Origin of the sequence: Streptomyces chartreusis NRRL 3882 (assembly GCF_900236475.1) — a bacterium.
GTDB lineage: Bacteria > Actinomycetota > Actinomycetes > Streptomycetales > Streptomycetaceae > Streptomyces > Streptomyces chartreusis_D.
The window spans coordinates 5,301,620-5,316,434 of the sequence record NZ_LT963352.1; the positions used below are offsets into that span (position 1 = coordinate 5,301,620).

General features: G+C 69.4%; 14 protein-coding genes, 1 tRNA gene and 1 pseudogene. 3 read left to right on the forward strand and 13 right to left on the reverse strand.

Features of this window, described 5'->3' with window-relative positions; translation table 11 throughout:
* Positions 1 to 78 precede the first annotated feature (78 nt).
* Entirely contained in the window at positions 79 to 897 is an 819-nt protein-coding gene (locus SCNRRL3882_RS24075; RefSeq protein WP_010035220.1) for a trans-aconitate 2-methyltransferase, read from the forward strand.
* Between the two features lie 7 nt (positions 898 to 904).
* Here SCNRRL3882_RS24075 and SCNRRL3882_RS24080 read toward each other — a convergent pair whose 3' ends face one another.
* From SCNRRL3882_RS24080 to SCNRRL3882_RS24095, 4 genes are read right to left on the reverse strand one after another with little or no spacing between them, the layout of a single operon-like run.
* Positions 905 to 1,153: a type II toxin-antitoxin system RelE family toxin gene (locus SCNRRL3882_RS24080; RefSeq protein ID WP_010035219.1), complete on the reverse strand. Its 249-nt coding sequence runs from the start codon at positions 1,151 to 1,153 to the stop codon at positions 905 to 907.
* Positions 1,150 to 1,401 carry a type II toxin-antitoxin system Phd/YefM family antitoxin gene (locus SCNRRL3882_RS24085; protein WP_010035217.1) on the reverse strand — a complete coding sequence of 84 codons (252 nt, stop codon included), beginning with the start codon at positions 1,399 to 1,401 and terminating at the stop codon, positions 1,150 to 1,152. The genes SCNRRL3882_RS24080 and SCNRRL3882_RS24085 overlap by 4 nt, the downstream gene beginning before the upstream one ends.
* Positions 1,402 to 1,452: 51 nt before the next feature.
* On the reverse strand, positions 1,453 to 2,130 hold the full coding sequence (locus SCNRRL3882_RS24090; protein WP_029180844.1) for a TetR/AcrR family transcriptional regulator: 678 nt from the start codon (positions 2,128 to 2,130) through the stop codon (positions 1,453 to 1,455).
* Entirely contained in the window at positions 2,127 to 3,143 is a 1,017-nt protein-coding gene (locus SCNRRL3882_RS24095; RefSeq protein WP_029180843.1) for an acyl-CoA desaturase, read from the reverse strand. Before SCNRRL3882_RS24095 ends, SCNRRL3882_RS24090 begins: the two co-directional genes overlap by 4 nt.
* A gap of 292 nt (positions 3,144 to 3,435) precedes the next feature.
* Between SCNRRL3882_RS24095 and ppc the strand changes: the two genes are divergently transcribed.
* Positions 3,436 to 6,168, forward strand: a complete 2,733-nt coding sequence (gene ppc / locus SCNRRL3882_RS24100; protein WP_010035211.1) for a phosphoenolpyruvate carboxylase — start codon at positions 3,436 to 3,438, stop codon at positions 6,166 to 6,168.
* Between the two features lie 66 nt (positions 6,169 to 6,234).
* Here ppc and SCNRRL3882_RS24105 read toward each other — a convergent pair whose 3' ends face one another.
* The 8 genes and pseudogenes from SCNRRL3882_RS24105 to SCNRRL3882_RS24140 form a co-directional block, all read right to left on the reverse strand.
* A complete protein-coding gene (locus SCNRRL3882_RS24105; protein ID WP_010035207.1) occupies positions 6,235 to 6,927 on the reverse strand; it encodes an LPXTG cell wall anchor domain-containing protein in 693 nt (230 codons plus the stop codon).
* 137 nt (positions 6,928 to 7,064) lie between these two features.
* A complete protein-coding gene (locus tag SCNRRL3882_RS24110; protein WP_029180842.1) occupies positions 7,065 to 7,568 on the reverse strand; it encodes a hypothetical protein in 504 nt (167 codons plus the stop codon).
* A 42-nt stretch (positions 7,569 to 7,610) separates the two neighbouring features.
* Entirely contained in the window at positions 7,611 to 8,213 is a 603-nt protein-coding gene (gene pth / locus SCNRRL3882_RS24115) for an aminoacyl-tRNA hydrolase (protein WP_010035202.1), read from the reverse strand.
* Positions 8,214 to 8,282: 69 nt separating this feature from the next.
* Complete coding sequence (locus SCNRRL3882_RS24120) at positions 8,283 to 8,876, reverse strand: 50S ribosomal protein L25/general stress protein Ctc (RefSeq protein WP_010035199.1); 594 nt, start codon at positions 8,874 to 8,876, stop codon at positions 8,283 to 8,285.
* 195 nt (positions 8,877 to 9,071) lie between these two features.
* On the reverse strand, positions 9,072 to 10,052 hold the full coding sequence (locus SCNRRL3882_RS24125; protein WP_010035195.1) for a ribose-phosphate diphosphokinase: 981 nt from the start codon (positions 10,050 to 10,052) through the stop codon (positions 9,072 to 9,074).
* A gap of 135 nt (positions 10,053 to 10,187) precedes the next feature.
* Positions 10,188 to 11,633: a bifunctional UDP-N-acetylglucosamine diphosphorylase/glucosamine-1-phosphate N-acetyltransferase GlmU gene (gene glmU, locus SCNRRL3882_RS24130; RefSeq protein ID WP_010035193.1), complete on the reverse strand. Its 1,446-nt coding sequence runs from the start codon at positions 11,631 to 11,633 to the stop codon at positions 10,188 to 10,190.
* A gap of 122 nt (positions 11,634 to 11,755) precedes the next feature.
* A tRNA-Gln gene (locus SCNRRL3882_RS24135) sits at positions 11,756 to 11,827 on the reverse strand.
* A 12-nt stretch (positions 11,828 to 11,839) separates the two neighbouring features.
* Positions 11,840 to 12,714, reverse strand: a pseudogene (locus tag SCNRRL3882_RS24140) (hypothetical protein).
* Positions 12,715 to 12,881: 167 nt separating this feature from the next.
* On the opposite strand from SCNRRL3882_RS24140, the gene SCNRRL3882_RS24145 reads away from it, so the two are divergent.
* The gene (locus SCNRRL3882_RS24145; RefSeq protein ID WP_010035189.1) at positions 12,882 to 14,180 is read left to right on the forward strand and encodes a sensor histidine kinase; all 1,299 of its coding nucleotides are present in this window, start codon (positions 12,882 to 12,884) and stop codon (positions 14,178 to 14,180) included.
* A gap of 55 nt (positions 14,181 to 14,235) precedes the next feature.
* Here the strand turns inward: SCNRRL3882_RS24145 and SCNRRL3882_RS24150 are convergent, their stop codons facing one another.
* Complete coding sequence (locus SCNRRL3882_RS24150; protein WP_010035188.1) at positions 14,236 to 14,730, reverse strand: SUKH-3 domain-containing protein; 495 nt, start codon at positions 14,728 to 14,730, stop codon at positions 14,236 to 14,238.
* Positions 14,731 to 14,815 lie beyond the last annotated feature (85 nt).

The window sequence follows — 14,815 nt, forward strand, 5'->3', positions numbered from 1 at the left end:
TTTTCTTGACGTCGAGATAAATTCAGTGTCACGCTGTGTGTGCGCCCCGTACGTCCCTTACGGACACCAGGAGGACCCATGCCCGCAGCCGCCCCCACCTGGGACCCCGCCCGGTACCTCCGGCATGCCGGCCATCGCGCCCGCCCCTTCACCGACCTCCTCGCCCGCGTCCCCGACCTCCCCGGCGACCCTCCCCGCATCGCCGACCTCGGCTGCGGGCCCGGCAATGTCACCGCGCTGCTCGCCGCCCGCTGGCCCGCCGCCCGGATCACCGGCTACGACAACTCGCCCGAGATGCTCGACAAGGCCCATGTCGAGCACGAGGGGCCCACGCCGGGCGGCGGCCGTCTCGACTTCGCCCACGCCGACGCCCGCACCTGGGCACCGAGCGAACCCTGCGACCTGATCATCAGCAACGCCACCCTCCAGTGGGTGCCGGGGCACCTCGACCGGTTCGCAGACTGGGTGGCCGCGCTGGAACCCGACGGGATCTTCGCCTTCCAGGTCCCCGGGAACTTCGACGCCCCGAGCCACCGGCTCATGCGCGAACTCGCGCACGCCCCGCGCTGGCGCGACCGGCTCGACGGCACTCTGCGTCACGCCGACGCCGTCCACACCCCCGAGGCCTATCTGGAGCGGCTCACCTCGCTCGGCTGCACCGCCGACGTGTGGGAGACGACGTACATCCACCTGCTCCAGGGCGAGGACCCCGTGCTCGACTGGGTGAAGGGGACCGGCCTGCGGCCCGTGCTGACCGCCCTCGCCGAGGATCCCGAGGCGCGGGACGGCTTCCTCGCCGAGTACCGGGCCGCCCTGCGCGAGGCCTATCCGGCGGGACCGCACGGCACGCCGTTCCCGTTCCGCAGGGTGTTCGCGGTGGCGCGGAAGCAGGTGTGACCGGTGGCTACGCCGTTCGGCCCAGGTGGGTGAACAGGATGCGGATCACGTCCTCGTCGATGACGTACAGGACGCGGTAGTCGCCGACGCGGAGTCGGCGGAAGCCCGGGCCGTAAGGGGTGGAACTGGCAGGACGGGGAGTCTCGGCGAGCGCGTCGACGGCTTCGTACACGGCGGCGAGCCCGGCCGGGTCGTCCTTGAGGAAGCGTACGGCCGCGTTGGTGGCGTCCGTCTCCCAGATGATGCGGTAAGTCACGGACGCAGCCCCAGCATGCGCCCGACCTCTTCGTGCGGGACCCCCTCGCCGAGCGTGCCCTCGGCCTTGCGTCGCTGGTAGTCGGCGACGGCGAGGGCGTCTTCGAGATCCTCTATCACCTGAGGAGACACGAGCAGCGCGGCCACGTGGCCGTGGTCGGTGATGGCGATGGTCTCGCGGCTGTGGGCCGCACGCCGGACCAGGTCGCCGAGCTGGGAACGGGCAGCGCTGATCGTGATCTCAGTCATGCGCGCATGGTGCCACAAGATTAATCTCGTGGCCCATAGGTTCAACTGGCGTCAACTCTTGCGACGCCCTATCAGGTGCGGCTTGGCCTCGAGTCCGTCCAGCCCGTGCCACGCGAGGTTCACCAGGTGCGCGGCCACCTCGGCCTTCTTCGGCTTGCGTACGTCCAGCCACCACTGGCCGGTCAGGGCGACCATGCCGACCAGGGCCTGGGCGTACAGCGGGGCCAGCTTGGGGTCGAAGCCGCGGCTCTTGAACTCGCGGCCCAGGATGTCCTCCACCTGGGTGGCGATGTCCGAGATGAGGGAGGCGAAGGATCCCGTCGACTGGGGGATGGGGGAGTCACGGACCAGGATGCGGAAACCGTCCGTGTACTCCTCGATGTAGTCCAGCAGGGCGAAGGCCGCCTGCTCGCACAGTTCGCGCGGGTGGCCGGCCGTGAGCGAACTGGTGACCATCTCCAGCAGGCACCGCATCTCGCGGTCCACGACCACCGCGTATAGCCCTTCCTTGCCGCCGAAGTGCTCGTACACCACCGGCTTGGAGACCCCGGCCTTCGCCGCGATCTCCTCCACCGACGTGCCCTCGAAACCCTTGGCGGCGAAGAGCGTGCGACCGATCTCCAGCAGCTGCTGGCGGCGCTCGGCACCGGTCATCCGCGTGCGGCGCACTCGCCGCGGCTTGTCATTGCTGGGGGTGCTGCTCGAGTCGGTCGCCACAGCGACCATCATGCCGCCTTGACGGGCTCCTTCCCGTGCCGGGAGCCGCCTTCCCCGGTGTTACGCCGCGAATCGATACGCGAGCGTGACGGCCAGCGCACGTCGTACGCCCAGCCGAGCATCTCGAACCAGCGGATCAGCCGGGCGGAGGAGTCCAGCTGGCCGCGCATCACACCGTGCCGCGCGGAGGTGGGGTCGGCGTGGTGCAGGTTGTGCCAGGACTCGCCGCAGGACAGGATCGCCAGCCACCACACGTTGCCCGAGCGGTCACGCGACTTGAAGGGGCGCTTGCCCACCGCGTGGCAGATCGAGTTGATCGACCACGTCACGTGGTGCAGCAGGGCCACCCGGACGAGCGAACCCCAGAAGAACCCCGTGAACGCGCCCCACCAGGACATCGTGACCAGCCCGCCGATCAGCGCCGGGAGGGCCAGGGACACGACCGTCCACAGGACGAACTGGCGGGAGATCGCGCGGAGCGTCCTGTCCTTGATCAGGTCCGGGGCGTACTTGTCCTGCGGAGTCTGCTCCTCGTCGAACATCCATCCGATGTGCGCCCACCACAGGCCCTTCATCAGGGCCGGGAGCGACTCGCCGAACCGCCACGGCGAGTGCGGGTCGCCCTCCGCGTCGGAGAACTTGTGGTGCTTGCGGTGATCGGCCACCCAGCGGACCAGGGGACCCTCGACCGCCATGGACCCGGCGACCGCCAGCGCGATCTTCAGCGGCCGCTTGGCCTTGAAGGAGCCGTGGGTGAAGTGACGGTGGAAACCGATCGTGATGCCGTGGCACCCGAGGAAGTAGAAGAAGACCAGCAGACCGAGGTCCAGCCAGCTCACACCCCAGCCCCAGGCCAGCGGCACCGCCGCCAGCAGTGCGAGGAACGGGACGGTGATGAAGAGGAGGAGGGCGATCTGCTCGATGGACCGCTTCTGCTCGCCACCCAGCGTGGCGGTGGCTTCTTGGTCGGTTGCCTGACCGGACGCCTTCGGGGCGTTCTCGATCACGTCGGAACTACTGGTCATACGCGTCCCCTGGGGGGTATGTGGATGGAGAAGGGGTGCCGGGTCACGGGAACCCCGCACTGTTTCCTACGGTTCCGTAACCTACGGCTTCGTAAGTATGGCAGTGCGCCGCCCGGCGGCAAGAGCCCCAGAGCCTGCGCGTCCCGGCCGACACCTATCCTGGAGTCGGTCGGACAGCGCGGTCCGCTCTGATTTCTTCCCGGATGTCCGGCCCGTATGCGGCGCCCGCCGCGCGAGACGCCGTCCGGGTTCCCCTCCCAGACGAGCTTCAACACTGCAAGGAGCCGCACCTGTGAGCAGTGCCGACGACCAGACCACGACGACGAGCAGCGAGCTGCGTGCCGACATCCGCCGACTGGGTGACCTCCTCGGAGAGACCCTCGTCCGGCAGGAGGGTCCCGAGCTCCTGGAGCTCGTCGAGAAGGTCCGCCGCCTCACCCGTGAGGACGGCGAGGCCGCCGCCGAGCTGCTGCGCGGTACCGAACTCCAGACCGCGGCCAAGCTGGTCCGCGCCTTCTCCACCTACTTCCACCTGGCCAACGTCACGGAGCAGGTCCACCGCGGCCGCGAGCTGCGCGCCCGCCGCGCCGCCGAGGGCGGACTGCTCGCCCGCACGGCCGACCGGCTCAAGGACGCCGACCCCGAGCACCTGCGCGAGACGGTCCGCAACCTCAACGTCCGCCCCGTGTTCACCGCCCACCCGACCGAGGCCGCGCGCCGGTCGGTCCTGAACAAGCTCCGGCGTGTCGCCGCGCTCCTGGAGACCCCGGTCATCGAGTCCGACCGGCGCCGCCTCGACACCCGCCTGGCCGAGAACATCGACCTCGTCTGGCAGACCGACGAACTGCGCGTCGTCCGCCCCGAGCCCGCCGACGAGGCCCGCAACGCCATCTACTACCTGGACGAACTGCACGCCGGCGCCGTCGGCGACGTCCTGGAGGACCTCACCGCCGAGCTGGAGCGCGCCGGCGTCAAGCTCCCCGACGACACCCGCCCCCTCACCTTCGGCACCTGGATCGGCGGCGACCGCGACGGCAACCCCAACGTCACGCCCCAGGTGACCTGGGACGTCCTCATCCTCCAGCACGAGCACGGCATCAACGACGCCCTGGAGACGATCGACGAACTCCGCGGCTTCCTGTCCAACTCCATCCGCTACGCCGGCGCCACCGAGGAACTGCTGACCTCCCTCCAGGACGACCTGGAGAACCTCCCCGAGATCAGCCCCCGCTACAAGCGCCTCAACGCCGAGGAGCCCTACCGGCTCAAGGCCACCTGCATCCGGCAGAAGCTGGAGAACACCAAGCAGCGCCTCGCCAAGGGCACCGCGCACGTGCCGGGCCGCGACTACCTCGGCACCGGCGAGCTGATCAGCGACCTGCGGATCATCCAGACCTCCCTGCGCGAGCACCGCGGCGGCCTCTTCGCCGACGGCCGCCTCGCCCGCACCATCCGCACCCTGGCCGCCTTCGGCCTCCAGCTCGCCACCATGGACGTCCGCGAACACGCCGACGCCCACCACCACGCCCTCGGCCAGCTGTTCGACCGGCTCGGTGAGGAATCCTGGCGGTACGCGGACATGCCCCGCGACTACCGCGCCAAGCTCCTCGCCAAGGAACTGCGCTCCCGCCGCCCCCTCGCGCCCACCCCCGCACCCGTGGACGCGCCCGGCGAGAAGACCCTCGGCGTCTTCCAGACCGTCAAGAAGGCCCTGGAAGTCTTCGGACCCGAGGTCATCGAGTCGTACATCATCTCCATGTGCCAGGGCGCCGACGACGTCTTCGCCGCCGCCGTCCTCGCCCGCGAGGCCGGACTGATCGACCTGCACGCCGGCTGGGCCAAGATCGGCATCGTGCCCCTGCTGGAGACCACCGACGAGCTCAAGGCCGCCGACACCATCCTCGAGGACATGCTCTCCGACCCGTCCTACCGGCGGCTCGTCGCCCTGCGCGGAGACGTCCAGGAGGTCATGCTCGGCTACTCCGACTCCTCCAAGTTCGGCGGCATCACCACCAGCCAGTGGGAGATCCACCGCGCCCAGCGCCGCCTGCGCGACGTCGCCCACCGCTACGGCGTCCGCCTGCGCCTCTTCCACGGCCGCGGCGGCACCGTCGGCCGCGGCGGCGGCCCCACCCACGACGCCATCCTCGCCCAGCCCTGGGGCACCCTCGAAGGCGAGATCAAGGTCACCGAACAGGGCGAGGTCATCTCCGACAAGTACCTCATCCCGTCCCTGGCCCGCGAGAACCTCGAACTGACCGTCGCCGCCACCCTCCAGGCCTCCGCCCTGCACACCGCGCCCCGCCAGTCCACCGAGGCCCTCGCCCGCTGGGACGCCGCCATGGACGTCGTCTCCGACGCCGCGCACGCCGCCTACCGCCGCCTCGTCGAGGACCCCGACCTGCCGACGTACTTCCTCGCGTCGACGCCGGTGGACCAGCTCGCCGACCTGCACCTGGGCTCCCGGCCCTCCCGCCGCCCCGGCTCCGGCGTCTCACTCGACGGCCTGCGCGCCATCCCCTGGGTGTTCGGCTGGACCCAGTCCCGCCAGATCGTCCCCGGCTGGTTCGGCGTCGGCTCCGGCCTCAAGGCCCTGCGCGAGGCCGGCCTCGACACCGTCCTCGACGAGATGCACCAGCAGTGGCACTTCTTCCGCAACTTCATCTCCAACGTCGAGATGACCCTCGCCAAGACCGACCTGCGGATCGCCCAGCACTACGTCGACACCCTCGTCCCCGACGAGATCAAGCACGTCTTCGACACCATCAAGGCCGAACACGAACTGACCGTCGCCGAGGTCCTGCGCGTCACCGGCGAACAGGAGCTCCTCGACGCCGAACCCGTCCTGAAGCAGACCTTCGCCATCCGCGACGCCTACCTCGACCCCATCTCCTACCTCCAGGTCGCCCTGCTCAAGCGGCAGCGCGACGCGGCCGCCGCCGGCGAGCAGCCCGACCCGCTGCTCTCCCGCGCCCTGCTCCTCACCGTCAACGGCGTGGCAGCGGGCCTGCGCAACACCGGCTGACCCACACCCCCGACACGACCGTGCCCCCGAGCCCGTACAGGCCCGGGGGCACGATCACGTTCCACGTCAGCCGCGGCCGGCCCTCCGGCGACGGAACACCAGGAACCCACCACCCGCGACCAGCACCGCCGCCACGCCGGACAGCACGCCCACCGGCGCCCCGTTACCCGTCTCGGCGAGATCACCGTCGGCACCGCCCTGCGGCGACGGCGACGAGGACGCCGACGCACCACCGCCGGCCGGCGAGCCCGGCGACGCCGACGTCCCCGGCTCACCCGACGGCGCCTGGGACACCCCGGCGGACGGCGACGGCGAAGCCGCCCCGGACGGCGTCGAACCACCGGGCTCCTGCCCCTCCTCGCAGTCCGTCCAGAACACCTTGTGCTTGGCGGCACCCTTCTCACCGTCGAAGTTCCAGAACAGCTTGTAGTGCCCGTCGGGCAGCGACAGGTCCTCCGTACGGCCGTGGCCCTCGGCGTCCAACGTGAGCGAGCCGGACTTCACCGTCTCCCCCCTGTTCTCGCTCGGCGGGATCGCGTCGATGTGCCAGTCCACCTCCTGACCGCCGTCAAAACCGAAAGCGTCCAGGTAGAAGGTGCACACGTGCGGCTCGTTGCGGCGCAGCTCCTCGTCCGTCGAGGCGTCGTGGATCTTGACCGTGCCGTTGTCACCGGGAGGCGACGCGTGGGCGGCCGGAGCGAGCAGGAGGACCGCGGAAGCGGCGGCGGCGACAGCGCCGGCGCGCGAGAGAGTTCGCATCGAGAAGTCGTCCATCTTCGAGAAGTGACCGGGAAGATGTGGAGGGGGCGGCTCAGCATCCAGCCTCGCTGGTCAGCACGTCAATCACGAACACACAACGCTCGGCCCCCCACAGAAGAAGAGAACGCCGCAACCCCTCAGACGGTCACGAAAGCCGCCGTCAGCAACGCCACCCCCGACAACGCCAGCACCCACGCCGCCCGCGTCCGCAGCAGACCCCCCGCCACCACCACCGACGCCAGCAACAGCGCACCACCCAGCGGAATCCACGCGTACAGCACCCCGGCCGGGCCCGAGCGCACCGCGTCATCGCTGCCCGGCTTCAGGACCACCGTGTACGTCCGGCCCCTCTCCACCGCGACCGACTTCTCCAGCACCACCCTCGACCGCGGCTGCGAACCCACCGACAGCGGCGAGTACGGGCCCGTGCACGTATCCGGCCCGCACCGCGTCACCTCCACCGTGCCGCGCTCCCGGCCCTTCGTCAGCATCACGTGCTGCGCCGTACCCCACGACGCCCACACACCCGCGATCAGGATCAGCACCGCCACCGTGCCCATCGCCGCGAACCGGCCGAACCGCAGCACGGCATGAGCGCCCTGGCGAGTGGCGGCGGCAGAGGCAGGCATGGCCGGGATCATTGGCCATACCCGCACGGCCGGTCAACTCGCGTGGGTGACAAGTCAGGAGTTGTACGTGCTTTGCGCCCGCTCCAGCCCCTCGATCACCAGACACTCCACCGCGTCCGCCGCCCGGTCAACGAAGTAGTCCAACTCCTTGCGCTCCGCCGACGAGAAATCCCGCAACACGAAATCCGCCACCGGCATCCGCCCCGGCGGCCGACCGATCCCGAACCGCACCCGGTGATAATCCGCCCCGAACGCCTTCGTCATCGACTTCAACCCGTTGTGCCCGTTGTCCCCGCCGCCCAGCTTCAGCCGCAACGTCCCATAATCGATGTCCAACTCATCATGAATCGCCACCACATGGGCGACCGGCACCTTGTAGAAATCCCGCAGCGCGTTCACCGGCCCACCCGACAGATTCATGTACGACATCGGCTTCGCCACGATCACCCGCCGGCTCATCGGCCCCGGCGGCCCGATCCGCCCCTCGACGACCTGCGCCTGCGCCTTCCCGGCCCGCTTGAACCTCCCCCCGACCCGGCCCGCCAGCAGATCGGCCACCATGAAACCCACGTTGTGCCGGTTCCCCGCGTACTCCGGCCCCGGATTACCCAGCCCCACGATCAGCCAGGGAGCAGCGGCATCGGTCGTCACGTCCATGTCTCCTTCATACGCGTCGGCCGCTGCTCCGCACGGGAACAGCGGCCGACGAAACGACGACGAAGAGGATCAGGCCTCGGCGGCCTCTTCGCCCGCTTCCTCGCCCTCCGGGGCCTCCTCGGCCTGCGCGGCCAGGACCTGGAGAACCACCGTGTCCCCCTCGACGTCCAGCGTCGTGCCCTTCGGCAGCGGGATGTCCTTCGCCAGGATGGAGTCACCCGCCGTCAGACCCTCGACGGAGACCGTCACCGACTCCGGGATGTGAGTCGCCTCGGCCACCACCGGCAGCGCGTTCAGCACGTGCTCCAGCAGGTTGCCACCCGGGGCCAGCTCACCCTCGGTGTGCACGTAGATCTCGACGTTGACCTGCTCACCGCGCTTCACCAGCTGCAGGTCCACGTGCTCCAGGAAGCCCTTCAGCGGGTCACGCTGCACGGCCTTCGGAATCGCCAGCTCGTTCTGCTTGCCGTCGATGTCCAGCGCGATCAGCACGTTCGGCGTACGCAGCGCCATCAGCAGGTCGTGACCCGGCAGGGTCAGGTGCAGCGGGTCCGAACCGTGCCCGTACAGGACACCCGGAACCTTGTCTTCACGACGGATACGGCGCGCGGCACCCTTGCCGAACTCGGTGCGCGTCGCGGCGGAGATCTTCACCTCGGACATACTCACTCCTCGAAGTCAGAAACGGACGTGGTCACCCGGCCACGAACGGCCTGCTACGAAGAGCGCGTCGATAACGGACCGCCGTACAGGCTTCCTGAAGAAGCGGTACGGCCTCCCTCGCCGAGCAACTTCAGCAGTCTACTCGGCAAGGGAGGCCGCACCCAAAACGATCTACAGAACCCCGACCAGCGGCTCCTACTGCTCGTCGAACAGGCTCGTCACCGAACCGTCCTCGAACACCTCACGCACCGCACTCGCGATCGTCGGCGCGATCGACAGCACCGAGATCTTGTCCAGGTCACCGCTCAGCTCGCCCGGCGTCGGCAGCGTGTTCGTGAACACGAACTCACTCACCCGCGAGTTCTTCAGCCGATCCGCCGCCGGACCCGACAGCACACCGTGCGTCGCCGTCACGATGACGTCCTCCGCACCGTGCGCGAACAGCGCGTCCGCCGCGGCACAGATCGTCCCGCCCGTGTCGATCATGTCGTCCACCAGGACACACACGCGCCCCTTCACCTCACCCACGACCTCGTGGACGGTGACCTGGTTCGCGACGTCCTTGTCCCGACGCTTGTGCACGATCGCCAGCGGCGCACCCAGCCGGTCGCACCAGCGGTCCGCGACCCGCACCCGGCCCGCGTCCGGAGACACGACCGTCAGCTTCTCCCGGTCCACCTTCCGGCCCACGTAGTCCGCCAGCAGCGGCAGCGCGAACAGATGGTCCACCGGACCGTCGAAGAAGCCCTGGATCTGGTCCGTGTGCAGATCCACCGTCAGGATCCGGTCGGCGCCCGCGGTCTTCATCATGTCCGCGATCAGACGCGCCGAAATCGGTTCACGTCCCCGGTGCTTCTTGTCCTGCCGCGCGTAACCGTAGAACGGCACGATGACGGTGATGGAGCGGGCCGACGCACGCTTCAGCGCGTCGATCATGATCAACTGCTCCATGATCCACTTGTTGATCGGAGCCGTGTGGCTCTGGATCAGGAAGCAGTCGGCACCACGTGCCGACTCCTGATAACGCACATAGATCTCGCCGTTCGCGAAGTCGAAGGCCTTCGTCGGGACAACCCCGACACCCAACTGCTGGGCGACCTCCTCGGCAAGCTCGGGGTGGGCGCGGCCGGAGAAGAACATCAACTTCTTCTCGCCGGTCGTCTTGATCCCGGTCACAGCACTGTCTCCTCAGAGGTGTCGCAGCTGGGTGTCGAGAGACCTCTCAGCCGGCTTGCGAGAGGCCGTCTCAGCTGGTGGGGGTGCGGGTGTGCACTTATCACCGTACGCCGTGTTTGAGGCACCGGTTTCCGGTCACCCCTCCTCGGCCGACCCCCGGGAAGCCGCCTCGGCCGCCTTCGCGGCCGCGCTCCCCGGACGCTTTCGAGCCACCCAACCCTCGATATTCCGCTGCTGACCACGGGCCACGGCCAGCGAACCGGGCGGCACATCCTTGGTGATCACGGACCCGGCGGCGGTGTACGCGCCGTCCCCGACCGTGACAGGCGCCACAAACATGTTGTCCGAGCCGGTACGGCAATGCGAACCGATCGTCGTGTGGTGCTTCTCCTGGCCGTCGTAGTTCACGAACACGCTCGCGGCACCGATGTTCGTCTGCTCACCGATCGTCGCGTCCCCGACATAGGAGAGGTGAGGCACCTTCGTCCCCTCACCGATCGACGCGTTCTTCGTCTCGACGTACGTCCCGATCTTGCCCTTGGCGCCGAGCCGCGTCCCCGGACGCAGATACGCGTACGGCCCGACGCTCGCCCCGGGCCCCACCTCCGCACCCACGGCCACGGCGTTGTCGACCCGCGCACCCGCACCGACACGGGTGTCGGTCAGCCGGCAGTTGGGCCCGACCTCCGCGCCCTCACCGATGTGCGTCGACCCGTGCAGCTGCGTGCCCGGGTGCACGACGGCGTCCTGCTCGAACGTGACGGCGACGTCGATCCACGTGGTCGCCGGGTCGATGACCGTCACACCGGACAGCATGGCCTCGGTGAGCAGCCGGTCGTTGAGAATGCGACGGGCCTCGGAGAGCTGCACACGGTTGTTGATGCCGGCGATCTCGCGGTGGTCGCCCGCGACGGACGCCCCGACCCGGTGCCCGGCCTCGCGCAGGATCCCCAGGACGTCGGTCAGGTACTCCTCGCCCTGGCTGTTGTCCGTGCGCACCTTCTTCAGCGCGTCGGCGAGCAGCTGCCCGTCGAACGCGAACACCCCCGAGTTGATCTCACGGATCGACCGCTGGGCGTCGGTGGCGTCCTTGTGCTCCACGATCGCCGTCACGGCGCCCGAGTCGTCCCGCACGATCCGGCCGTAGCCGGTCGCGTCCGGCACCTCGGCGGTCAGCACGGTGACCGCGTTGCCGTCTTCCGAATGGGTGGCGGAGAGGGCCCGGAGCGTCTCGCCGGTCAGCAGGGGAGTGTCCCCGCACACGACGACGACCGTCCCGTCGACCGCCCCGCCGAGCGCCTCCAGTCCCATCCGTACGGCATGCCCCGTGCCGTTCTGCTCGGCCTGCACGGCGGTGCGGACGTCCGGGGCGATCTCGCCGAGGTGGGCGGTGACCTTCTCACGGGCGTGGCCGACCACGACGACCAGGTTCTCGGGGTGCAGCTCGCCCGCGGCGGCGAGCACGTGTCCCACGAGACTGCGGCCGCAGAGCTCGTGCAGGACCTTGGGTGTGGCCGACTTCATACGGGTGCCCTCACCCGCTGCGAGAACGACGACGGCTGCCGGGCGGTTGGCGCTCACGGGATGCCCTTCGGCTGTGGATGGGGTGGGGTGACATCCGCAGGATACCGGGGGGTTTTGTGGGGGAGATGGGTGCGGGTCCTGACTAACGGCTTGCCAGTCAGGACCCGAACCGAGCTTTGCTCCGCCGCCAGGACTCGAACCCGGACTGAGGACACCAAAAGACCCAGTGCTGCCACTTACACCACGGCGGATGGCAAGCCCAGTCAGACAGCCGTTCGCGGAGTGCGCGACTGAGCCTCCCCTACTATGCCCCACCACCAGCCTTCGATGCGACGGTATAGGTCTGCTCCGCGGCGTACATCGACACGGAGACAGCCGTAGTACCCCTCATTGGTGTTCTTCCGGTTCGTGCTGGGGCTGTGCTTCTTGAGCGTAGTCTTCAGGAGCGCAGCTCGATCGATACCCACGTGGTCGGCCCAGAACTGCTCGGCGCCCGCTACGTCGGCACTCTCGTGGACATGCACGGCGAACTTCAGACGTTCCCGTTCTACGCCGAGTAGGTCGAGCCAGGCCCGGAAGACCGTGATCATGCCAGGGTCGCTGTTCACGAAGATCACGCGTTCTTGCCGACGGTACGGCTTGCTTTTCGCGCCCTCGGCCCAATAGAGGCCCACGCCGACCAGGAACAGTTCACGATCGCTCAAGTGCTCGATCTCGCGTGTTGCCACTGCTCTGGTTCGCTGGCGTTCCTCCTCGCGTAGCCGCAGCTTGGCTTCCCAACCCCGCTTCGCGATCGCCGAGGCTTCCTCCCGGGTCCGTTGCCGCCGCTCCGGCCTCGGCAGATCCCGCCCCCACAGCGAGATCGAACTCTTGGAGCACCCCAGCTCCACTTGGATCTGGTCGTAGGTCCAACCCTGGAGCCGTAGCTCCCTGGCCCTTTCCCGGAGGTCGTCCTTCGCGTTCGGGCGCTTCGTCCACTCCGGTGGTGGCTCGCCCTCCAGCAGGCGGTTGAGGATGTCGTTGTTGTCGACGTGCAGTCGGTCGCAGATCACACCGTCTGTCGAGCCGGCGCGCGCCCAGGCAGTGCCCGTACCCGCAGTCCCTCGAAGTGGGCGTATTTGCCGGTGGCATGTGTCATAGGCATACCGTCCGGGCGGAATGGAGGGCTCCGGGATCGAACGGTGAGCGATTCAGCAGTTCGAGGGATATCGGGCCGTATCGCAGCCGAACGGTCACGGAGTGTGGTGTGGGCGAGTCCGGGAAACTCGCCGGAAAACCGGCTGGGGGCGCCCGTAGGCTGGAGGCATGACCGCGACGGGGGAAGACCATGTGACGGCCCGGGGAGGGCCGTGGTGGTGGGCCAGACGGCGTAGTGCCGTCTTCGATGTGAGTCTGGCCGTGGTGTCCGCGCTGGAGTGCGGGCTGGAGGGGATCCCCTTCGCCAGGGACGCCGGGATTCCGGCGTCGGCGGGGGTCGTGTTCGGGCTGGTGGCCGGTTCCGTGCTGCTGGTGCGGCGGCGCTGGCCGATCGCCGTCGTGCTGGTCTCGATCGCCATCACGCCGGCCGAGATGGGTTTCCTGATGGGCGTGGTCGGCCTGTACACGCTGGCCGCGGCCGAGCTGCCCCGGCGGATCATCGCCTCGCTGGCGGGGATGTCGCTGGTGGGGACGCTCATCGTGACGTTCGTGAAGACGCGGCAGGACATGGTCCGGGGGGACCTGGACCTGGGCGACTGGTTCGTGCCCTTCGCGGCGATCACGATGTCGCTGGGCTTCACGGCGCCCCCGGTGCTGCTGGGCCTGTACGTGGGGGCCCGGCGGCGTCTGATGGAGAGCCTGCGGGAGCGGGCGGACAGTCTGGAGCGGGAGCTCCAGCTGCTCGCGGAGCGGGCGGAGGAGCGGGCCGAGTGGGCCCGGAACGAGGAGCGGACCCGGATCGCCCGGGAGATGCACGACGTCGTCGCGCACCGGGTGAGTCTGATGGTCGTGCATGCCGCCGCGCTTCAGGCTGTGGCGCGGAAGGATCCTGAGAAGGCCGTCAAGAATGCCGCGCTGGTGGGGGACATGGGGCGGCAGGCGCTGACCGAGCTGCGGGAGATGCTCGGGGTGCTGCGCAGTGGCGGGGGCGAGCGGCGTGAGCGTGCCGCTTCGGTGCCGCTGGCGGCGGTGGGGGTGGCTGCCGCGGCGGCGGCTTCGCGGGCCGCTGATGACGAGGGGCCGTGTCTGGCGGAGATCGAGGAGCTGGTCGGGCAGTCGGCCGCGGCGGGGATGGTGGTCGATCTGACGGTGGAGGGGGATGCCCGGTCGTATGCGCCGGAGGTGGAGCAGACGGCGTACCGGGTGGTGCAGGAGGCGTTGACGAACGTCCACAAGCACGCGGCCGGGGCGAAGACGTATGTGCGGTTGGCGCATCGGGTGTCGGAGATCGCGATGCAGGTGGAGAACGAGCCGCCGGAGGCGGCGGCGTCGTCGGCGCGGTTGCCGTCCGGGGGGAACGGGCTGGTGGGGATGAAGGAGCGGGTTGCCGCGCTGGGTGGGGTGTTCGTGTCCGGGCCGACGGACGCGGGGGGTTTTCGGGTGTCGGCGGTGATTCCGGCGTCGTAGCCCCACGGTGGTGCCCATGTGCCGTTTGCCGTAGGGCCGGTTGCCTTTGTCGTCGTCAGCCGGTTGTCAGGCGGGTGGGTTCCGTGCCGGCGATGAGGGTGGACAGGGCCTGGTCGATGTGGGGTCCGAGGTACCAGTCGCCGGTGTGGTCGAGGGTGTAGACGCGGCCTTCGGTGTCGATGGCGAGGAGGGCCTGGTTGTCGGTTTCGGCGCCGAGGGGGCAGACCTCGGTGCCGAGGGCGCGGCCGAGGTCGCCGAGGGTGCGGGCCATGTGGAGCCCGTGCAGCGGGTCGAGGTGGAGGTTGGCGGGGGCGACCTGGCGGCCGGGGCCGGTGGGGGTGATGTGGAGTCCGCCGAACTCGGCCCAGGCCTCGACGGCCGCGGGGAAGACGGTGTGGCGGTGGCCGGCGGGTGAGACGTGGTCGCGCAGGGCGTCGGCCCAGATCTCGGCCTGCTTGATGTCCCAGCGTCCGGGTTGCCAGCCGGCGGCGCGCAGGGCGGCGTCGACTTGTACGGCGAAGCGGGTGGTGGACGTGCGGTCGGTGTGCATCTGCCCTTCGTCTCGTCGAGGTCATGGGGCGTGTGGGGCGGGCCGTGGTGCGGGGTGGTGGTGCGGCGTGGTGCTTTCGGTGTGT

Bases quoted from the DNA above. Each gene is read 5' to 3' on its own strand.
- SCNRRL3882_RS24110 (WP_029180842.1), bottom strand. From the start codon at position 7,568: ATGATCCCGGCCATGCCTGCCTCTGCCGCCGCCACTCGCCAGGGCGCT.
- SCNRRL3882_RS24090 (WP_029180844.1), bottom strand. From the start codon at position 2,130: ATGATGGTCGCTGTGGCGACCGACTCGAGCAGCACCCCCAGCAATGAC.
- SCNRRL3882_RS24085 (WP_010035217.1), bottom strand. From the start codon at position 1,401: ATGACTGAGATCACGATCAGCGCTGCCCGTTCCCAGCTCGGCGACCTG.
- SCNRRL3882_RS24145 (WP_010035189.1), top strand. From the start codon at position 12,882: ATGACCGCGACGGGGGAAGACCATGTGACGGCCCGGGGAGGGCCGTGG.
- SCNRRL3882_RS24075 (WP_010035220.1), top strand. From the start codon at position 79: ATGCCCGCAGCCGCCCCCACCTGGGACCCCGCCCGGTACCTCCGGCAT.
- SCNRRL3882_RS24120 (WP_010035199.1), bottom strand. From the start codon at position 8,876: ATGTCCGAGGTGAAGATCTCCGCCGCGACGCGCACCGAGTTCGGCAAG.
- pth (WP_010035202.1), bottom strand. From the start codon at position 8,213: ATGGACGTGACGACCGATGCCGCTGCTCCCTGGCTGATCGTGGGGCTG.
- SCNRRL3882_RS24150 (WP_010035188.1), bottom strand. From the start codon at position 14,730: ATGCACACCGACCGCACGTCCACCACCCGCTTCGCCGTACAAGTCGAC.
- SCNRRL3882_RS24105 (WP_010035207.1), bottom strand. From the start codon at position 6,927: ATGCGAACTCTCTCGCGCGCCGGCGCTGTCGCCGCCGCCGCTTCCGCG.
- SCNRRL3882_RS24095 (WP_029180843.1), bottom strand. From the start codon at position 3,143: ATGACCAGTAGTTCCGACGTGATCGAGAACGCCCCGAAGGCGTCCGGT.